The organism is Moritella sp. JT01 (assembly GCF_001574435.1).
GTDB lineage: Bacteria > Pseudomonadota > Gammaproteobacteria > Enterobacterales > Moritellaceae > Moritella.
Genome location: NZ_LOCN01000001.1, coordinates 399,779 through 418,701, shown reverse-complemented (window position 1 = coordinate 418,701; position 18,923 = coordinate 399,779). Strand labels below are relative to the sequence as shown.

General features: G+C 41.3%; 16 protein-coding genes. 4 read left to right on the top strand and 12 right to left on the bottom strand.

Annotated features, from left to right (window positions below; all coding sequences use genetic code 11):
* The 3 genes from AKG98_RS01870 (at position 1) to glgX (ending at position 3,528) form a co-directional block, all read left to right on the top strand.
* A complete protein-coding gene (locus AKG98_RS01870; protein WP_067040486.1) occupies positions 1-678 on the top strand; it encodes a response regulator in 678 nt (225 codons plus the stop codon).
* Between the two features lie 116 nt (positions 679-794).
* On the top strand, positions 795-1,346 hold the full coding sequence (locus AKG98_RS01865) for an EF-hand domain-containing protein (RefSeq protein WP_067040483.1): 552 nt from the start codon (positions 795-797) through the stop codon (positions 1,344-1,346).
* 214 nt (positions 1,347-1,560) lie between these two features.
* On the top strand, positions 1,561-3,528 hold the full coding sequence (glgX, locus tag AKG98_RS01860; protein WP_067040480.1) for a glycogen debranching protein GlgX: 1,968 nt from the start codon (positions 1,561-1,563) through the stop codon (positions 3,526-3,528).
* Here the strand turns inward: glgX and AKG98_RS01855 are convergent.
* From AKG98_RS01855 to AKG98_RS01830, 6 genes are all read right to left on the bottom strand, one after another.
* Positions 3,499-4,620 carry a lipase secretion chaperone gene (locus AKG98_RS01855; RefSeq protein WP_067040477.1) on the bottom strand — a complete coding sequence of 374 codons (1,122 nt, stop codon included), beginning with the start codon at positions 4,618-4,620 and terminating at the stop codon, positions 3,499-3,501. The genes glgX and AKG98_RS01855 overlap by 30 nt on opposite strands.
* 71 nt (positions 4,621-4,691) lie before the next feature.
* The gene (locus tag AKG98_RS01850) at positions 4,692-5,681 is read right to left on the bottom strand and encodes a triacylglycerol lipase (RefSeq protein WP_067040474.1); all 990 of its coding nucleotides are present in this window, start codon (positions 5,679-5,681) and stop codon (positions 4,692-4,694) included.
* Positions 5,682-6,276: 595 nt separating this feature from the next.
* Positions 6,277-6,546, bottom strand: a complete 270-nt coding sequence (locus tag AKG98_RS01845) for a YfcL family protein (protein WP_067040471.1) — start codon at positions 6,544-6,546, stop codon at positions 6,277-6,279.
* Positions 6,547-6,549: 3 nt separating this feature from the next.
* Complete coding sequence (locus AKG98_RS01840) at positions 6,550-7,683, bottom strand: ATP-NAD kinase family protein (protein WP_067040468.1); 1,134 nt, start codon at positions 7,681-7,683, stop codon at positions 6,550-6,552.
* Complete coding sequence (locus tag AKG98_RS01835; RefSeq protein WP_067040465.1) at positions 7,673-8,287, bottom strand: elongation factor P hydroxylase; 615 nt, start codon at positions 8,285-8,287, stop codon at positions 7,673-7,675. Before AKG98_RS01835 ends, AKG98_RS01840 begins: the two co-directional genes overlap by 11 nt.
* 137 nt (positions 8,288-8,424) lie before the next feature.
* Positions 8,425-9,381, bottom strand: a complete 957-nt coding sequence (locus AKG98_RS01830; protein ID WP_067040461.1) for a hypothetical protein — start codon at positions 9,379-9,381, stop codon at positions 8,425-8,427.
* A gap of 235 nt (positions 9,382-9,616) precedes the next feature.
* Between AKG98_RS01830 and AKG98_RS01825 the strand changes: the two genes are divergently transcribed.
* Positions 9,617-10,303 carry a hemolysin III family protein gene (locus AKG98_RS01825; RefSeq protein ID WP_067040459.1) on the top strand — a complete coding sequence of 229 codons (687 nt, stop codon included), beginning with the start codon at positions 9,617-9,619 and terminating at the stop codon, positions 10,301-10,303.
* Between the two features lie 16 nt (positions 10,304-10,319).
* On the opposite strand, the gene AKG98_RS01820 is transcribed toward AKG98_RS01825, so the two are convergent.
* The 6 genes from AKG98_RS01820 to AKG98_RS01795 all read right to left on the bottom strand — a co-directional run bounded on the left by AKG98_RS01820 (position 10,320) and on the right by AKG98_RS01795 (position 18,802).
* Positions 10,320-12,992 carry a nitrate reductase gene (locus AKG98_RS01820; protein ID WP_067040456.1) on the bottom strand — a complete coding sequence of 891 codons (2,673 nt, stop codon included), beginning with the start codon at positions 12,990-12,992 and terminating at the stop codon, positions 10,320-10,322.
* A gap of 248 nt (positions 12,993-13,240) precedes the next feature.
* On the bottom strand, positions 13,241-14,962 hold the full coding sequence (locus AKG98_RS01815) for a phospho-sugar mutase (protein ID WP_067040453.1): 1,722 nt from the start codon (positions 14,960-14,962) through the stop codon (positions 13,241-13,243).
* Positions 14,963-15,264: 302 nt separating this feature from the next.
* Complete coding sequence (locus AKG98_RS01810) at positions 15,265-15,855, bottom strand: DJ-1/PfpI family protein (RefSeq protein ID WP_083543855.1); 591 nt, start codon at positions 15,853-15,855, stop codon at positions 15,265-15,267.
* Positions 15,856-15,892: 37 nt separating this feature from the next.
* Positions 15,893-16,522, bottom strand: coding sequence for a LysE family translocator (locus AKG98_RS01805; protein WP_067040447.1), 630 nt, complete (start codon positions 16,520-16,522; stop codon positions 15,893-15,895).
* Between the two features lie 165 nt (positions 16,523-16,687).
* Positions 16,688-16,963 carry a putative quinol monooxygenase gene (locus AKG98_RS01800; protein ID WP_067040444.1) on the bottom strand — a complete coding sequence of 92 codons (276 nt, stop codon included), beginning with the start codon at positions 16,961-16,963 and terminating at the stop codon, positions 16,688-16,690.
* 222 nt (positions 16,964-17,185) lie between these two features.
* Positions 17,186-18,802, bottom strand: a complete 1,617-nt coding sequence (locus tag AKG98_RS01795) for a BCCT family transporter (RefSeq protein WP_067040440.1) — start codon at positions 18,800-18,802, stop codon at positions 17,186-17,188.
* Positions 18,803-18,923 lie beyond the last annotated feature (121 nt).

Sequence of the window (18,923 nt, the reverse complement as noted above, 5' to 3'; positions counted from 1 at the left end):
ATGATAAATTTAGCAAAAAAAATACTCGTGGTTGAAGATGAACCTTCCCTTGCTATCGTATTATGTGAATACCTCGCCCAGGCAGGATTTCAAACCCACATCATTGATAACGGCCTCGAGGTTATTGACTGGGTAAAGCAAAAAAGTCCTGACTTACTGATCCTTGATTTGATGTTGCCTAATCGTGACGGTTTAGATATTTATCGTGAGTTACGTACTTTTAGCCAAGTCCCAGTCGTCATGGCAACTGCTCGTGTGGATGAAATAGACAGATTATTGGGACTTGAACTCGGCGCTGACGATTACATTTGTAAACCATATAGCCCGCGTGAAGTCGTGGCGCGTATCAAAAATGTATTACGTCGTACTGTAGAAGCTGCTACACCACAACAAAATGGCTTGGTTATTAATGATAAACAAATGAAAGTAGCATTTAATGAACAAGAGTTAACATTAACGCCAGCAGAATTTCGCTTACTGAGTTTCTTTAATCTGCACCCAGGGCAAGTATTTAACCGTGACCAACTCATGCAAAAAATTTATGCCGATAATCGCTTAGTCACCGATCGTACCATTGACAGCCACATTAAAAATTTACGTAAAAAGCTACAAGATGCAAATCCAGAGGGTGAATACATCAAATCAATTTATGGGGTTGGTTATAAGTTTACCTTGTGATTATCCATACTTTTTTAAAATTACAATTAATCTCCATATTTTCTCCATAATTCCTGCGCATTTGTTGCTTATAGTTACCCCATCAACAGATTAACAACAAGTAACAAAGTGAGATTATGATGAAAAAGACATTCTTTATTACCGCCGCCTTATTAACAGCGATGACAACCACAACGTTTGCTTATGCAAATAGCGATAACAATCAGCGTCATCACATGTCTTTTGAAAAAATGGACATCAATCAAGATGGTAAAGTTTCGAAAAATGAAGCTACAGGACGCCTAGCTGACAACTTTGATAAATTTGATACTGACAACGATGGTTTCGTTACCAAAGCAGATTTACCAAACAAAGGCAGACATCATAGAGGTAAAATGTTTAAAGCAATGGACACCAATAACGACGGTAAAATTTCTCGTGAAGAAGCAACTGGCCGTCTAGCCGAGAACTTTGATAAATTAGATAAAAATGGCGACGGCTTCATTACCAAAGATGAACTACCAAAACGTGGTAGACATCATAAAGGCATGATGTTCAAGAAAATGGACACCAACAATGACGGTAAAATTTCAAAAGAGGAAATGAATCAATACTTTGATAAATTAGACACTAACGGCGATGGTTTCATCACGAAAGAAGACATGGCAGCGCAACATAACAAGCGTTAATAAATCAAAAATAATTCATCCCTACATATAAAAATGCCTGTGAGTTTTAACTCACAGGCATTTTTATTGGTCGTTGACATCTTTTTAACCGGAAAGTTAAAATATAATGTTAACTCGATCATGTTTATTCGTGTAAAAGCTCCTTTTAACACCCTGAATTACATAAGATGAAGCTAACCTATAAATGTGACCTAGCTAACAAACTGAGTGATTTATGTCAAAACCTTATCCCCTTGGAGCGCACTTACAACCAGCCAACACTTTAACAAAGCAAGGCTGTAACTTCGCGATATACGCACCAGACTGCCGCAATTTGCAATTGATATTGTTTAATGACAAAACACAACGTAGTTTCACTATCGAAGAAAAATATGCGGGCATTCACCATATATTTATCCCAGATGTCACCGCGGGACAAGAGTATGGATTCTCCGCCAATATTGACGGGCAAGACTGGCTATTACTCGACCCTTATGCAAGAGCCGTCAGCGAAGCGCCTTATTATCAACCTCCTTATGATGCTGAAAAAAGTTGGCATCTAACCAAAGCGGTTGTCATCGATAACGCATTTGATTGGCAAGGTGTACCCCAGCCAGATGTCCCCCTGGCAGAAACCTTATTGCTAGAAACACATACCAAAGGGTTTACTCAACTCAACCCTGCCATCACCTCAGCGCAGCCAGGTACTTACCAAGCGCTCGCCGATCCGGCCAATATCACATTATTAAAACAACAAGGCATCACTAGCGTACAACTCTTACCTGTTGCAGTTTGCATGCACGAGCCGCACTTATTAAACCAGCAAGGTGTAAATTATTGGGGCTATAGCACCCTCGCCTTTATGGCGCCAGATCCTCGCTTTGCTAGCAAAGATGCAGTAATCGAATTAAAAACAGCGATCAGAGAATTACATAAACACGGCATCGAGGTGATCTTGGACGTGGTATTCAACCACACCGCAGAAGGTGGCCAAGATGGGCCGATATTCAATCTTAAAGCCTTGGATCACCGTTATTATTTACGTGATGAAAACGGCCTGAGAAACTACACTGGTTGTGGTAATAGCTTGGATCTGACCCACCAAGCTAGCCTTAATTTAGTCATGGATAGCCTACGTTATTGGGTAACTGAATATCATATTGATGGCTTCCGTTTTGATTTAGCCGCGACACTTGGCCGTGATGGCGACCGTTTCAATCAACAAGCACCATTTTTCCACGCTGTTGCGCAAGATCCTATTTTACAGCCTACAAAGCTTATCGCCGAGCCGTGGGACATTGGTCCTGACGGTTATCAGCTAGGGTATTTCCCAGATGGTTGGAATGAATGCAATGATAAATTCCGTGACACAGTGCGTAGTTTTTGGCGAGGTGATAACGGTTATCTAAAAGATTTCGCGACGCGGATCATGGGCTCTCGCCACTTCTTTAGTGGTGGACGTTGGCCACACAAACTCCCGGTAAATTATATCGCTTATCATGATGGATTTACTCTACAAGATTTAGTGTCTTATAACGATAAGCATAATAACGCCAACGGTGAAAACAACCGCGATGGTCATGGTGACAATCGCTCATACAACTGCGGTATTGAAGGTAAAACAAATGATTTAGCTATCATCGCTTTTCGTGAAAAACAAAAGCGTAATCTGATCACCACGTTAATGTTTAGTTTTGGTATTCCACATATATTAGCCGCCGATACCGTTTCTCATACACAAGGCGGGAACAATAATGCCTACTGCCAAGATAATGAGATCAGCTGGCTAAACTGGGAAATGGACGAGGTAAAACAAGATTTCCAAGATTGGTTAAGCAAGATGATCAAAGTGCGTAAGCAATACATGCTACCGTTCATTAATGCGTTTACGGGGGATGGCCGTAATGACCACCGCATTCATTGGTACTGCAGTGATGGTAGTACCATGCAACAACATGACTGGGAGCACCAAACCTGCATGGGGTTACATCTAGGCCTAGGCACTGATGGCGATGAATTATTATTATTATTCAATCAAGTCGATATTCCAGTCGATTTTAAACTGCCTAATGTACCGCCAATTTGGCATCGTGTTTGTGATACCAGTTCGATGCAATTAGCCGCTCTGAATGTAAACGATCACTATCAATTATCAGGCCGTTCTATGGTGGTATTACAACGCAGTGGTCGTGATTCCATCTAATGCACTAACGCGTTTAATTTCCTGGGGGGTAAAGTAAACCTTCCGCAACTGTGTAATTTCCAGCTGTTGTTGCTCACTATCGCTATCATTGTCGTTATTATTGTAAGTAGCGCGAGCTGTAATAACAGCAAGTTGCTCTCTGTATTCGTCTAGCTTGACTTGCCACTGCTGACGCTTTTCATCAAGTGTCGCTAATCGGTCAGCCACTTCTGGTGAAAATGACTGTTGAGTGAAGTCTTGTAATTCAGTCTGACTCGCCCCTTGTTCTTGCAGCGTCTTATATTGATCTCGGTATGTATTTAGCTGATTTGCATTACGCTGCTGCGCCAATAACCACGCAGGTGCTGCGGCATCGAGTTCTGCTTTTGCCGATTGCTTTTCGGCAGTATCTAATTCATTATTTTTATTAATCATAGCCAGACTTAACATGTAATCTTCGTACTCATCAGCTTGACCAAAAAAAGCATCGATCACATTACTATCAAGATAACTCGCCCTGGCATCAAGTACCATTTCTCGGACTTGAATAACATTCTCTAATGCATACTCCCCTATGTTCTCTGGATCAATATCCTGTTCAAACTGCTGCTTAATTGCCGAAACTTCATTAAGGTACTGCAAATAACCCGTTAATATGTCCACACTTTGTGTCAGAGCAGGATCAACGAGTTGTGATGTAAGACTATGTTTAATGCGTGTAACGATGATATCTAAACTTTCCTCACCCATAGCCGAGAGGTAAAAATCGAATAAATGCTGAATTTTTTTATTAATGATCAGTTCCCCACTCTCATTAACATCAAGTGTTAATGGTAGCGTTGAACCTAATAATGAGCTTGGTAGTAACAAAGGTATTACTTGTACTGGTTGAGAATCCCGTTCCTGAGCCGAACTCTCTCTTGTCACATTAACTAGCGCGTTAATTTTCTCCGTTGATAATGGATAAATATCTTGATGCGGCTCTAACGTTGGGGCTGGCTCTATGGCAATCGAGTTAGCATCACCTTCCGATAGAAATAATGTACCACCAACAATGGCGATACCACAGAATAATACAGTGACAACAAGAAGTGCGTTTGGTTTTAATGACATAGCAAGCGTCCTACGTAGCTAAGCACTGCAATATATTTACAGTGCTTAGTGCTTTATTAAAAATAAGTTGGTTACAGGCCTGCGCTCGTTAAACGCTTAGCATGTGCAGCATATAACGGTAATGGACTTGTACTACCTAAACCACGTAGACCAAACATACCATTAATTTCATCTGCATGGTTCATGGTATAATCATCACGAATCACTTTACCTAGGTGTGACGAACAACGACCTACAAGCCCATCATTGGCTTCATCAATCGTTAAATAGGTAACAGCAAGTAAACCATCAGCAAGGTCAATTACATTTGAGTTGAATAGTGGATTGTATGTCCCACTCCATGAATAATAAGAAACACCATTCACGTTATGATCGCCGTCATTGACTGAGTAATCATAAATCCAGTTTGGCCACCACCACGAACCAGCGTTATAACTTGGCGTCGCTTTACACTCGCCTTGTCTTAAACCCTCAGGGTATTTGGCATTAAAAATAGCCGCATCTTTAGAGTTCAAAGCTTCGAGTGAGCCCATCACATTTGCTTGCTGCTCATTATTACCTGTTACAACAGCTAATAAACTCGCAATGGCATTACCGATTGCCATCGCAGGACCTTCTAATGGCGAGTCCTTAATTAAATCGGCGGTACCTGTACCAAGATGTGGAGAGCCCACAGAAGTAACCGAAGCCACAAGGTTTGGTCGCACAGAGGCAACATAGCGTGAATCAATCCCACCTTGAGAATGACCAATTAAGTTAAATTTTTCCGCGCCAGTAATAGCACTGAGTTCTTCTAAATAACTGAGTAACTGTTCGCCACGTACTTCGCTTGTATCATAACCACTGACTTGTGGTGTATATACTTCAGTCGCGCCAACATCTGCTAATGCCCCCTTAACACCATAAAAATAATCTGCTAACACACTATCAAATCCCGCCAGTCCATGTACTAATACCACCGGATATTTGGTTTTACCCGAGGTATCAGCTTGAACAGGTGCGACGATGAAACACAAGGCTCCAATTAAGATAGGGAGTAAAGTCCGAGTTTTTTTTAACATATCTAATCCTTTATTTTTGAGTTATCGCAAAATAACGCACCCGATAGTGACAACCTGTCTCGATTTGAGTGCAGGAAAGTTATAACGCAAAAAAATAACAGGTACAACCAGATTGCATCTAGTAGTGTTATTCATCAAATTAACAGATATACCAGAATTAAATGGGAAGTTTAAAGTTTAAAGTTAGCACTAGTAATCACAATAAACAAAAATGGCAGCATAAGACACCAAGTTAGATAAATTCACTGCCATTAAGGATTTCGTATCATTAATTTTATGGTTTTAAATAACTCATTGTTAATAAATAACATTGTTGTGAAAAACTAATATTTAAATTAAGCTTTATTTTTATAAACATATTTATATTTATTAGACCTAGATCATACTAAGGTATGGCTTGGACGTTAAGCAGAGCAAATAAATTAAATTTATGTGGATATCAAGTTGGCACTTTATTAAAAGATGTAATCTTAATTACGGTAAATAATAGACGAAAAAAAACCAGCAATATAATCGCTGGTTTTAACTGGCAAACAACATTAATTTATAGTGAATAATTAACAAGCTTGGTTATTAATAATCATTTTATCGAATATCAATGTTTATTGATCGCATCCCACATGCTAAGTACTAGCTCTTGTTTATGAGGGGTTAACTCATTAGCAACAAGCGCATCTCGCAAACTGTGCACGACCTGAAATTTAATATCGTGGGGATATATTTTACCTATATTTTCGCACTTCGCTGTTGCGAAAATAACGTGGCCGTGTAAATATTCAGCCGCAAATAGTTGATCCGACGTTCCTTGTTCTACAAATCCATCAAGCTTTTCCATTAGCTTGCTTTGATAAGTAGCTTTAGACAATGATTATTCCTCATACTCTGGGTTGGCGACACGATACATGATGTAATCACGATAACCTGTGGTTACACGAATAAAACCTGATAATGCTTGGTCTAATTCAACATCCCCTGTGTCTACAATTAAGGGACGTCCTGCTAATGCCGACAACTTTGTTTTGGTTGCCAGCACAATAATATTTTCTTTGCCGATTTTTTTAATCAACTGCGGCGACAATTGTTGATTACCACGTCCAAAAATATGGCCCTGCCCACCAATTAAGGTGATCACTAATTTACAGGATTTGTCTTCCGTCAACGCTAATAACTGCGCAGCCGTTTGGTCCGAAGCGATCAATTCATGCTGATGCACAACATCAACACCTAATAATGTATTATCCAGTCCCAGTTCAGCCATGGTGAATGCCACCGTTGATCCGGAACCCATAATATAATATTCATCTTCCATATCGGCCATCACATCGGCAGCTATGTCTGTTAGCACTAATTCATCAGACTCAATCCCCCCCATTTTCACGCTTTGTACATAACGTAAATCAGACGGCACCATCATCTCGCCATAACGTTTCGCTTTTACTGTACCTTGACGAAATGCGACTTCGTCAATATCCATAACATCAGCGTCAGCCAAGGTAACAAGTTCGCCTAAGATCAGTCGACGTACAACGCAACCGGCAGCTTTCGGGGTCACACCATAAACACCAGAATGGATTTTACAGCCCGCTGGCACGCCTAATACAGGGACGGTATCGTTAATACTGGCGCAAATATTACGCGCGGTACCATCTCCACCAGCAAACAATAATAAATCAATATCTTGCGTTAATAATGCATCAACTGCCGCATAGGTATCTTGCTCGGTTGTAACATCATTTTTAGGTCTATAAGCAACTTCAACATTAAACCCTAGTTCTAAACTGCAGCGCTCGCCCATTTCGCCACCCGCAGTCACAACGGTAAAACGCTGAGCAAGATCAGAAAACTGGCCCAATGCTTGTAACATACGATTGTTCGCTTGCGGAATAGCACCTAAACTAAGCGCTTGCTGGGCAACATTATCACTGCCTTTTAATGCAACGCTGCCACCAACTCCGGCAACTGGATTAACAATAATACCCAGTTTAAATGGCTTAACATTCATACATACCTCGATAATCAAAATCTGCTAATGTCAGCGGTTTGGTCTTGTAAAACGCTTTTAGTGCACTTACCAAAGCTTGCGTGCGCGTTGATAAGCCTTTTTCTAAATAGATTTGTACTTGCTTGTGGATCTTGTGCTGAAAAGCCAATCGGTCAATAATAATATCAGATAAGTTATCTGCACTGACACGATACTTAGTACCTGCGGCAACACAAATAATCCATTCAATCGCCTGAGGCGAAATTTCTACTTTTTCAAATTCAGCTTGCTGCTGCGCATTACGACCATCAGCAATATACCAGTAACCAAAATCCACCAATTGATGACGCGTTAATCCCGCCACTAACCAATGCGAAATTTCGTGCATGCCACTGGAAAAAAAACCATGGGCAAAAATAATACGGTGATGATTACAACTAACATATTGTTCAAAATCAGTATTCATCGGCATGTATATTGGTTCATCATCGCCTTTGACTAATTGAGTATTAAATTCACTTGAAAATGTGTGGTTAAAAATACGAATCAAATCTTGATACTGATGCTTATTATGTAAATCGTCTGGTAAACAATCTTGTAAGTTATTTTGTAAATCGTCTTGCATACTGCGCCTAGCTAATCATTAAATCACTGAATACGCTGTTGACGTGCAGAATTATACCTCTATGGTAGTGGTATGTCCGCTAATATATCGTACTCAAATCGGTAATTTTCGCTAGTAGAATACTCCTTTACGCGATATTAATCTAATACTGTTAACGAACTTAATGCCACAATACCAACACGTCCAGCACTCCACCAACTGGCTTCAGCCGTCAGTAATAGCTGTTGTTCGCCCTGCCAAAGAATACTTTCCCATTGTCCGTAAGGCGCAAGATTAAAGCGCTTTGCCACATCCCAATTCAAGTCTTTATTTTCAACAGGGATAATCCAAATGAAGGGATGTTTGTAAATAATATTGTCATCATAACCAAGTAAAACCAGCTGACCTGTGGCAGCATTATAATCTGCCGCTGTTATCAACCCGTCCACATTCAGTGTTTGGTCTGGAATCACTGGGATTACCTTATCACTTGCAGTACCGCGAGTAATCTCAATTAAATCTAGACGATACAAGCGACTTTGAAAGTTCGTCCAATTTTTGCTTAAAACCCACAATTCTTCATCAACCACAGCCGACGCCTCACAATCATAATCATGCATATACATAGTTAACGCTTCGTCTGGTTTATCCGCCATTGAAAAACGAGTGGTGTTAATCGCAGCAATACTTGAACCGTCCTGTGCTTTCATTAGCACGTCAGTATCTATGTTAATAATGGTGCGACTGTCACGGGTTCCCTGGTTGTTACCGCAATCCATAACGAATAGATTACCGGCATCTTGCGCTAACGATTCCCAGTCATAGCTGATGACGTCATTGACATGCACCTGTTTAATAACCTGCCCTGTTTTCTCATCTATTTGATATAAATTAGCACCGTCACCACTATCGTTCGCCGTCCAAATTTGGCCGCTAAATTGAGCCAGCGAAGAACTTTCCTTCACACTATTTTGTAGTGATGTTTGTATCTGTATCTCAAGTACAGGATAGTTTTGCAGCGGTTTTGACCAATAAAAATGACCGATGACAGCAACAATGCCTGCAATCAATAAGCCCCACACGACTATTTTCAGTGTCCATCTCAATACTGTCATAACAATTATCTATAACCCTCTTAATTCTCTATAAAATCCACGATAAGGTATCTACAACCAACGTATAAAATAATATAGTAACTATTATAATATTGATAATAGTACTTAATTTTATTAATTTAGTCATTTGATAATACTAAAAAACAATAGAATGAATTTATTGCCTTTAAATTAAAATATTTTAAGCGTACACTTGTACGCCTAATGGCCAGGACAACTTAACAGAGGATGATGTATGTCACAAAGTGCTACACCGATAATCACTGCGACCAGCGCAGTCGCCGCCCCTTATAGTGTAAAAGAAGAAGCCGCGAATACTTGGTCTCATATTATAGGTGCATTACTGAGTATTGCCGCGCTTATCGCACTATTAGTACCCTCAATACAACAAGCAGATCCTTGGCGTATTACCAGTTTTAGTATTTATGGCATCTCGATGTTTTTATTATTTTTTGCATCAAGCGCTTATCACTATGCATCGAATCCAGCGACTAAAGCGAAATTAAAGACCCTCGACCATTGTGCTATTTTCTTATTGATCGCAGGTACTTATACGCCATTGTTACTGATTGAACTGCGTGGTGTACTGGGCTGGAGTATCTTCGGTGTAGTCTGGTCAATGGCGATATTTGGTATCATAGCTAAAATCTATTGGGCTGAACGATTTAAGAAAGTATCGCTGTTTTTCTATCTTATTATGGGTTGGTTAATTGTTTTTTCTGGCGATGAATTATTAGGTAAACTCGCCACCGGCGCCCTGTACTGGTTGATTGCCGGTGGACTTGCTTATTCAATTGGCGCTATCTTCTATGCCAATAAACGTATTCCGTATAACCATGCTATTTGGCACATATTCGTGTTGCTTGGCAGCGCTTGCCACTTTGTGACGATTTACTTCTATATACTGCCAATAAGCCAATAAGCCAATAATCCAATAATCAACTAACTAAGGTAATGGCAATTTCACAACTTGCCATTACCCGTTTAATTTCGGGAATACAAGAACCACACCCAGTCCCCGCTTTGCTGCAACCACCAACCGCTTCAACGGTATCAGCGCCCGATTCAACGGCTTTAATAATATCATTCTCGGTCACTTGATGACATGCGCATACCATACGACTAGGCGGTGTTTCCGCTTCCCCTTTTAGCGTCGCACGTAAACCCACATCCGGCGTTAACATGGTTAGGCTGGCTAACCAAGAATCATCATCAACATCGTTCGCGAGGGTCACCATTAGGCTGACATCCAAATTGTCTTGGAAGCTCATGGCAAAACGGTATTTTTTTTCTGCCGTATTTTCATAATCAACTTGTTTGGTCATATAGCCATTATACAAAGCTAATTTTAATTGCTGAAAGAAAGTCGCGGGCTCAGTCACACTCGCAAGGTAATATAAGAAACCTTGTTCTAAACGACGCTCAACCCAGTAATCTACCATAGGTAATATCTTAGCAACTTGTAAACGACGTTGACTCCATAACGCAGCACGAGATGAATGTGACCACGCACTGACGCTCACCGGAGTATATTTGTTTTCCGGTTGTCCAGATAACGGATCGGTATGTCCTGCCACTAAACTCGAAATGGCCCCTGCACTGGCATTTTGACGACTCCAGTGAATAGGTAAAAACAACTCACCCGGGTTTTGACTCACCGTGGCATGTGTACGGACCAGTAACTTCCCTTGTAAACTTTCGACCGCAACTAAACTGCCATCCTTGATCCCACGGTCGGTTAGATCTTGCGGGTTAATCGACAATAACGGTTCAGGCATATGACCATTAAGTTTGGTCGCTAATCCTGTTCGGCTCATGCTGTGCCATTGATCTCGATTACGACCGGTATTTAAGATCATCGGGTAATCTTTACAGACTTCACTTGCCGCTGATTTGTAATAAAGCGGGATGAAATTCGCTTTACCTGACGGTGTTGAAAACTGGCCATCAGTGAATAATCGCGCTTGTGACTCGTCGCCATGTATTGGCCATTGCATAGGCTGGTGTTGTTGGTAATCTTGTTCTGCCAATACCGAAATATCTAAACCACGCGGTAAAGTGTCTTGTTTAAATCCGGTCATCTGCGCATACTCAGCAAATACGTCCGCTTCGCTGTCAAAACTAAACGCTTTACCAAACCCCATGCGTTTGGCCACTTCCGCTAATAACCACCAATCGGCTTTTGCTTCACCGACACTCGGTAAAAAAGCACGTTGACGTGATATACAGCGCTCTGAGTTAGTCACTGTACCGGTTTTTTCACCCCAACCTTGCGCCGGTAACAATACATCCGCACAGGCGATGGTATCTGATTTAGCGATACAATCAGAGACAACCACCAGCGGGCAATTTAATAACGCCTGCTGAATTTTGTCTGAATCCGGTAAGCTTACGACGGGATTAGTACCCATGATCCAAATTGCTTTTATCTTGCCCTGATGCACTTGGTCAAACATATCAATGGCTTTGGCACCAGTATTGGTCGCCAATTTATCGGTATGCCAAAATTCACTCACCAGCTTATGACTCTCTGGTGTAAAGTCCATGTGCGCGGCTAACATGCTGGCAAGGCCACCCACTTCACGGCCACCCATTGCATTTGGCTGACCGGTCACGGAAAATGGACTCGCACCAGGCTTACCGACACGGCCAGTTGCTAGGTGGCAGTTAATAATGGCATTTACTTTGTTAGTACCGCTGGTTGATTGATTCACACCTTGACTAAATAGCGTTAAGGTTTTATCAATATCGGTAAAACGACGGAAAAAAGCCATCATAGTATCGAGTTCTAGATTACAGAATTCAGCCAGTTCGACCCAACTTGGGGTTGATTGATAAGCAGACGCAAGTGCTTCTGAAAAACCTTCGGTATGTTGGGCAATATAATCGAGGTCACATGCGTTTTCTTGATCAAGAAACTCTAACAAACCATTGTAAAGTGCGACATCCGTGCCCGGTCGAATGGCTAAATGCAAACTCGCTATATCACAGGTGTCCGTGCGACGCGGGTCGATGACGGTTATTTTTAAATTCGGATTTGCCATTTTCGCCTGTTTAATACGACGAAATAAGATGGGATGACACCAAGCGAGATTAGAACCCACTAAACAAATATGTTCAGCTTCTTCGATATCCGCATAACAAGCAGGTACCGCATCTTCACCAAAGGCACGTTTATGCGCGACTACGGCAGAAGACATACACAGGCGTGAATTAGAGTCGATATTACTGCTGCCGATGAACCCTTTCATCAATTTGTTGGCTATATAGTAATCTTCGGTGAGCAACTGACCCGATACATAAAAGGCCACAGCGTCAGGGCCGTGCTCGGCGATCACTTTGTTAAACGATGATGCAACATAGCTTAATGTGGTTTCCATACTCTGCGCTTGACCACGAATATAACATTCAGTAAGACGTCCTTCTGGGACTAGGGTATCGGCTAGCGTTAATCCTTTTGAGCAAAGATTACCTAAATTGGTTGGGTGTGATTCATCACCACGAATAGTAACTGAGTTGTCTTGATTTACTTGCGCTTCGACACCACAACCGGTACCGCAATAAGGACATGTCGTTTTAACCCACTTGGGTATTTTTGTTAGCTTCTGCATATGTTCATCCTTGTTTACGCATATTCATATTCATTTATATATATATAGATAAAGCAAAAACTCAGCCAAGTCTATCGTTTGGGGGGAAGTAGACGTAGATCACGAGGAAAATGTATTGAAAATGCGTGAAAGTAAGGGTTACAGTAAATTTTAGTACTTTGAAATAAGGTTTAAGAGGACGATAGTAGTGCTTGAGAGTGTTGAGCGCACCAAGTTGGTGCGCGAAATAATAAAAATAAAAGTCTATGTTACTGAGGCAATGATGCCTGATGGACCAAAATAAAGGCGTCCATCTCTGCCTGGGCTCGAGCCTGAACACTATCTAAACCATCTTCATCGGTCATAGTTTCGACCACTTCATAATAACATTTAATTTTAGGCTCAGTGCCTGACGGTCTAACAATGACGCGCGAGCCACCTTCTAACTTGAAGATAAGCACATCACTAGCAGGTAAATCAATTGACTCTGTAGACCCATCTTTAAAGATTCTCAGACCGCAGCTAATGTCATCTGTACTCAAAACCTGTTTATTAGCAATCTCTGTCGGTAGATCTTTACGCAGACAATCCCCAATGTTCGGGGTCGTAGGCTTAAGGGCGATACTCACCTGAGTGTTTAAGTGAAAACCATGCTCACGATAAATCTCTTCTAACCGATCCCAAATAGTCTGTCCTTGGCTAGCCAATTCAGCCGTTAACTGGGCAAATGCCACGAGTGCAGATAAACCATCCTTATCCCATACCATTGAACCAACCATATAGCCTAAAGCTTCTTCATAGGCAAACAGACACTGGTTATCATCACTTTGCTCAGCCATAGCCACATTCGTTAACCACTTAAAACCAGTCAGAGTTGTCAAACAAGTCGCACCTAAGCTCGCTGCTACTTTCGATAATAAACTAGAGGAAACAATAGTTGTGCAGGTTAAACGATTATGTTCACTTGCATGATTCATGAGGTAATGACCCAATAATACGCCGACCTGATCGCCAGTGAGCATCTGATACTTACCTGTCTCTGTACGCACTGCTACAGCAAACCGATCTGCATCCGGATCGTTAGCACAAGCCAGCGTTGCATCATACTTCTGCGCCTCGGCAATAACGAGATCCATCGCCCCTTTCTCTTCAGGATTAGGAAAATTTACTGTCGGAAAGTCTCCATCGGGTTCTCGCTGCAACGCCACTGAATAAACCTGAGAGACACCAGCATCATTAAGCACTGTTTCAGCCATTTCGGCGCCAACACCATGCATGGCGGTATAGGATAGGCTAACTAACTCTGGCTGGGTATGATTCTGCAGTACAGCCGCATCCTTTATTCCTTGGCGGTAGCTTTGATAGTAATCATCCTCCAGCATAATAAGTCGACCTTCAGCAATCGCGGCTTCCGGTGTTAGTACACGAATACTTTCTGTTGCTGCCTTATCGATACATGCTGCGATTCCTGAATCATGAGGCGGGATGATCTGTGCACCGTTCCCCCAATATACTTTATACCCATTATACTGAGGGGGGTTATGACTCGCCGTCACCACAATACCCGCAGCGGCATTAAGATGAGTTACCCCAAATGCAACTAACGGTGTCGCCGCAACCTTACTGGTCAGATAGACTTTAATTCCCATTGCAGCGAGTACACCTGCTGCATCGTGGGCAAACTGCTTTGAATCATGGCGGCCATCATATCCAATGACGACACCTCGAGCCTCAATATCTTTTATCTGTTGTTTAAGGTATGCACCTAAGCCCGCAGAGGTTTGCTGCACGACTAAACGATTCATTCTCATAGGACCAGCGGCAACAATACCGCGCAACCCAGCAGTACCAAATGCCAGTCGCCCCGAAAATCGTTGCTGCAACTCAGTTTCATTACTGGTATCAAGAAGCGCCTGCAATTCCTGTCGAGTACGAGGATCGGGATCGTTTTTAATCCAATGATTAACTTTAAACTTTAATTTTGTGTCCATAATTCACTTCACCTGGTATCAATTGTACTGCCTAGCCAAAACCGTGACAGCAAATGAAAATAATTATCATTACACTAATCCTAGCATCCATAGAGAACAAGAAAATTTTCACTTTAGAAGAAAAGGTAGATAAAAAAATATGATATTAATCATCATAGGTGACTTACTGTTCAAACAAAACGGGACAAGCGATGAGCCATAAAAAAACTAACTGACGTAATCACTGGCGGTACCAGCGACTCTATATTCTGAGTTTACAAAAAGCCTTAGTTCCTAGGAGCTAAGAAAAGATTAAATGACCTTCAGCTCATAACAGCATAAGGGTCATTAGTCGCGTCGTCATTCCAATGGTACTCAGTCAAATGCTCAATACGTTTAGCCTCAGACTTACCTTTGATCTGCTGTATATAGAAAAGCGCGGCATCAGTGCCCGCGGAGACACCTGAAGAAGTCAAAAACTTGCCATCATCAACCCAACGAGCACTAGACTGCCAATACACTTTATTTGATAAACTCGTCACCCAATTATAAGCCATCTTGTTTGTCGTCGCTTGGATCCCGTCCAATATGCCTGCTTGAGCCAATAAAGCTGAACCAGTACAAATAGAAAATACCTTTGCGGACACTTTTTCCTGTTTTTGTAACCAGATCATCAATGTTTGATCTTCGACCAGCTTTCGAGTTCCTAAACCACCAGGAATAATAAGCAGATCACATGGAGTCACAGCATCTAAATTAGCATCTGTAACGACTCTTGGTCCTTGATAGCTTCTCGTTATATATTTAGCACCAACGAGTTTTATTTCTACATTTTCCATATGGCCAAACATCTCAATTGGCCCATGTAAATCCAATGTTTCATAATCATCAAATACCAACGCTAAAATTTTCATCGTGTTTTCTTTTGTGGTTGCAGATAAAAAATCAATATTACTTACTTATAGCCAAGTACGCACCTGCCGCAATCATAATGCCACCAGCGCCTCGGTTTAATCGCTGATGTGCCGCTGGTGTCTTTAGCATTCCAGCCATTCGACTCGCACCAAAAGCGATCAACATCAACCCAGACATCAAGGCTATCGATGACAAGACGGACACTAACGCAATATCTTGCGCCGTTAGTACAGTCAAGTCGATAAACGTTGGCAAAAATGAAATATAAAACAAGATCACTTTCGGGTTTGAGGCCGAAATTAAAAAGCCCTGCGTAAAACTCGCTAGCATTGCTTTTTCTTTCTGCGCGGTTGTTTCCGCTTGAATGTCACTTTTAATCTGAGGTAAGGCTTTCAGCATTTTATAACCAAGATAAATCAAATAACTGGCACCTAAATAACGAATAGCGGTGAATACTTCTGACCAGTTCTCAGCAATTGTCGCAAGACCCAAACAAGCTAATATCAGATAAAGCACATCACTGCCAATCATCCCCATTGCGAGCATGATACATTTCTTGGGTCCATCAACCATGGCTCGCGCCAAGATCGCAAATACACCAGGTCCAGGTGTGATACCAAAAATAAATATTGCGATAAAAAATGTAATTGCGGACTCAAGTGACATTTATAACTCCTTTTAAATAAACCTTTAAAGAAACAACACTGTTTAATAAAATGACTATATCATAGCCATTCAATCTATCTCAAGCATACACTCAAGGCCAAAAACCTCTATATCCATCAGCACTTCCTTTCTCTGTATTAACTCACATTTTTAATCGATTATAACTTACTCAAGTATTTCATAATGTCTTTTTACATTAGCGGCAGCCTTGCCCCACGCTGAGTTTTTAACCCTGACTTGGTGCTGATCAAACGCAGCCTTATTAATGAATTCTTCATACACATCGAAACGGTTAAGGTTAACTTCAGATTGAGTGACGTTAAACATCAAGCATCCGGGTTCATTACGCGTTAACTCTTTATGACTTATTAGCGCTTTCTTAACCGCAGATAAATCAGCCGTAGGGACTATGATAAACCCTTTTAGAATTACTTTATTCATCCATATCTCCGTGTGTATTTAAAATAACCCATATCCTAAAATATAACGTAAAACACACAGTTGAAATTATAATGCATGAAATTTGCGATCTGACTAGAACAAAAAACGGCCTCAAACATACATTTGAGGCCGTAGACGTTCACCAGATGACATTTTTAAAGATGTCGTTTTCAAACTTAGATTTAATACTTAAGCTTTAACACTTAACTTTAAGCCCAGTTTTTACTTGTATAAATGACGCTCTGAGTTCAGACCTTTAATGAGGCTGACACACATGATTAGCAATACAAACGTAAATGGTAATGCCGTTGTTACAACACCAGCTTGCAGCGCTTGTAGAACTTCCGTACCACCCACCCATAGCATAACACCCGCAATTGTACCTTCTACAGTTGCCCAGAAAATACGTTGTGGCACTGGCGCGTCAATCTTACCGCCCGATGTGATGCTGTCGATCACAAGTGAGCCAGAGTCAGATGACGTAATGAAGAAGATTAATACTAAGATGATCGATAATACTGATAACACATCACCAAACGGCAGTGCATCGTATACCTGGAATAAAGACAGTGAAATATCAGTTAAACCATTGGTACCCAATTCACCGACTTTATTAACAACTTGATCGATAGCAATACCACCGAACGTCGCCATCCACACAAGTGTGACTAACGTTGGAATAAAGATCACAGCGCAAAGGAACTCACGTACTGTACGGCCTTTAGAAATACGCGCAATGAACATACCGACGAATGGTGACCATGAAATCCACCACGCCCAATAGAATACAGTCCAACCATGCATCCACGCTGTATCATCACGACCATGAGGGTTACTTAAACTAACAAAATTTTGTGCATAAGCAATAAAGGTTTCAGGAATTGATACCGTGATCACATCAAAGCCAATGATCATGACAAAAATAAGTAATGCGAACGCAAACAACATATTGATATTGCTCAAGACTTTAACGCCACCGTCAATGCCACGCATCACCGAGAAGATCGCAATTAATGTCACAAAGGCAATCACAATCAATTGTAAGCCAATGCCACCATCAATACCAAACACATGATTGATACCACTTGCCGCTTGTTGCGCGCCCAAGCCAAGCGATGTCGCTAGACCAAATAACGTCGCAAGCACAGCCATGATATCAACAATGTGACCAGCCCAGCCCCACGCTCTGTCACCAATTATCGGATAGAACACCGAACGAATTGATAACGGGAGACCTTTGTTATAAGCAAAGAAAGCCAATGATAAAGCAACGATAGCGTAGATAGCCCAGCCATGGATACCCCAGTTATAAATCGTTGCAGCAAGTGCTAACGATTTTGCTTCTGGCGTTAGTGGCTCGACATTAAATGGTGTTCCCCACCAGTTAGTAAAGTAAGCAGTAGGTTCTGCAACACCCCAGAACAACAGACCAATCCCCATACCTGCTGCAAATAACATCGCCATCCAAGAAATGGTTGAATGCTCTGCTTTTGCTCCTACACCACCAATACGGATCTTACCAAGAGGCGATAAGATCAATACCATAGTGAAAAATACAAAGAAATTAGTAGACCACATAAAGAACACATCAAAATCTGCCATGATGTTATTTCTCACACTGTTTAATGTTTCTTTAGCGGTAGTTGGGTCAACGAGGAGAAGTGCAGAAAGGAAGAAGAAAATGAGGCCAGCGCTAATGCCGAATACGGGGTTATGTATATCAAAACCCCACTTTTGAACGTTATCTTGACCGACTTGGTAGTCAGTGGTGTCAATACTATATTTGTTGAACGTACTATTTTTGTTTAACGAATTATTATTTTTTAACGAGCTATCCATAAATTATGCTTAAGCATATATCCTGCAATACTTTTTAATCGAAAAGTAAAAACGAAAAGTTCACCAGTTACAACCATGGTGATACCAGTAATAAAACGCCTAGCAGGGTAGCAAAGATACC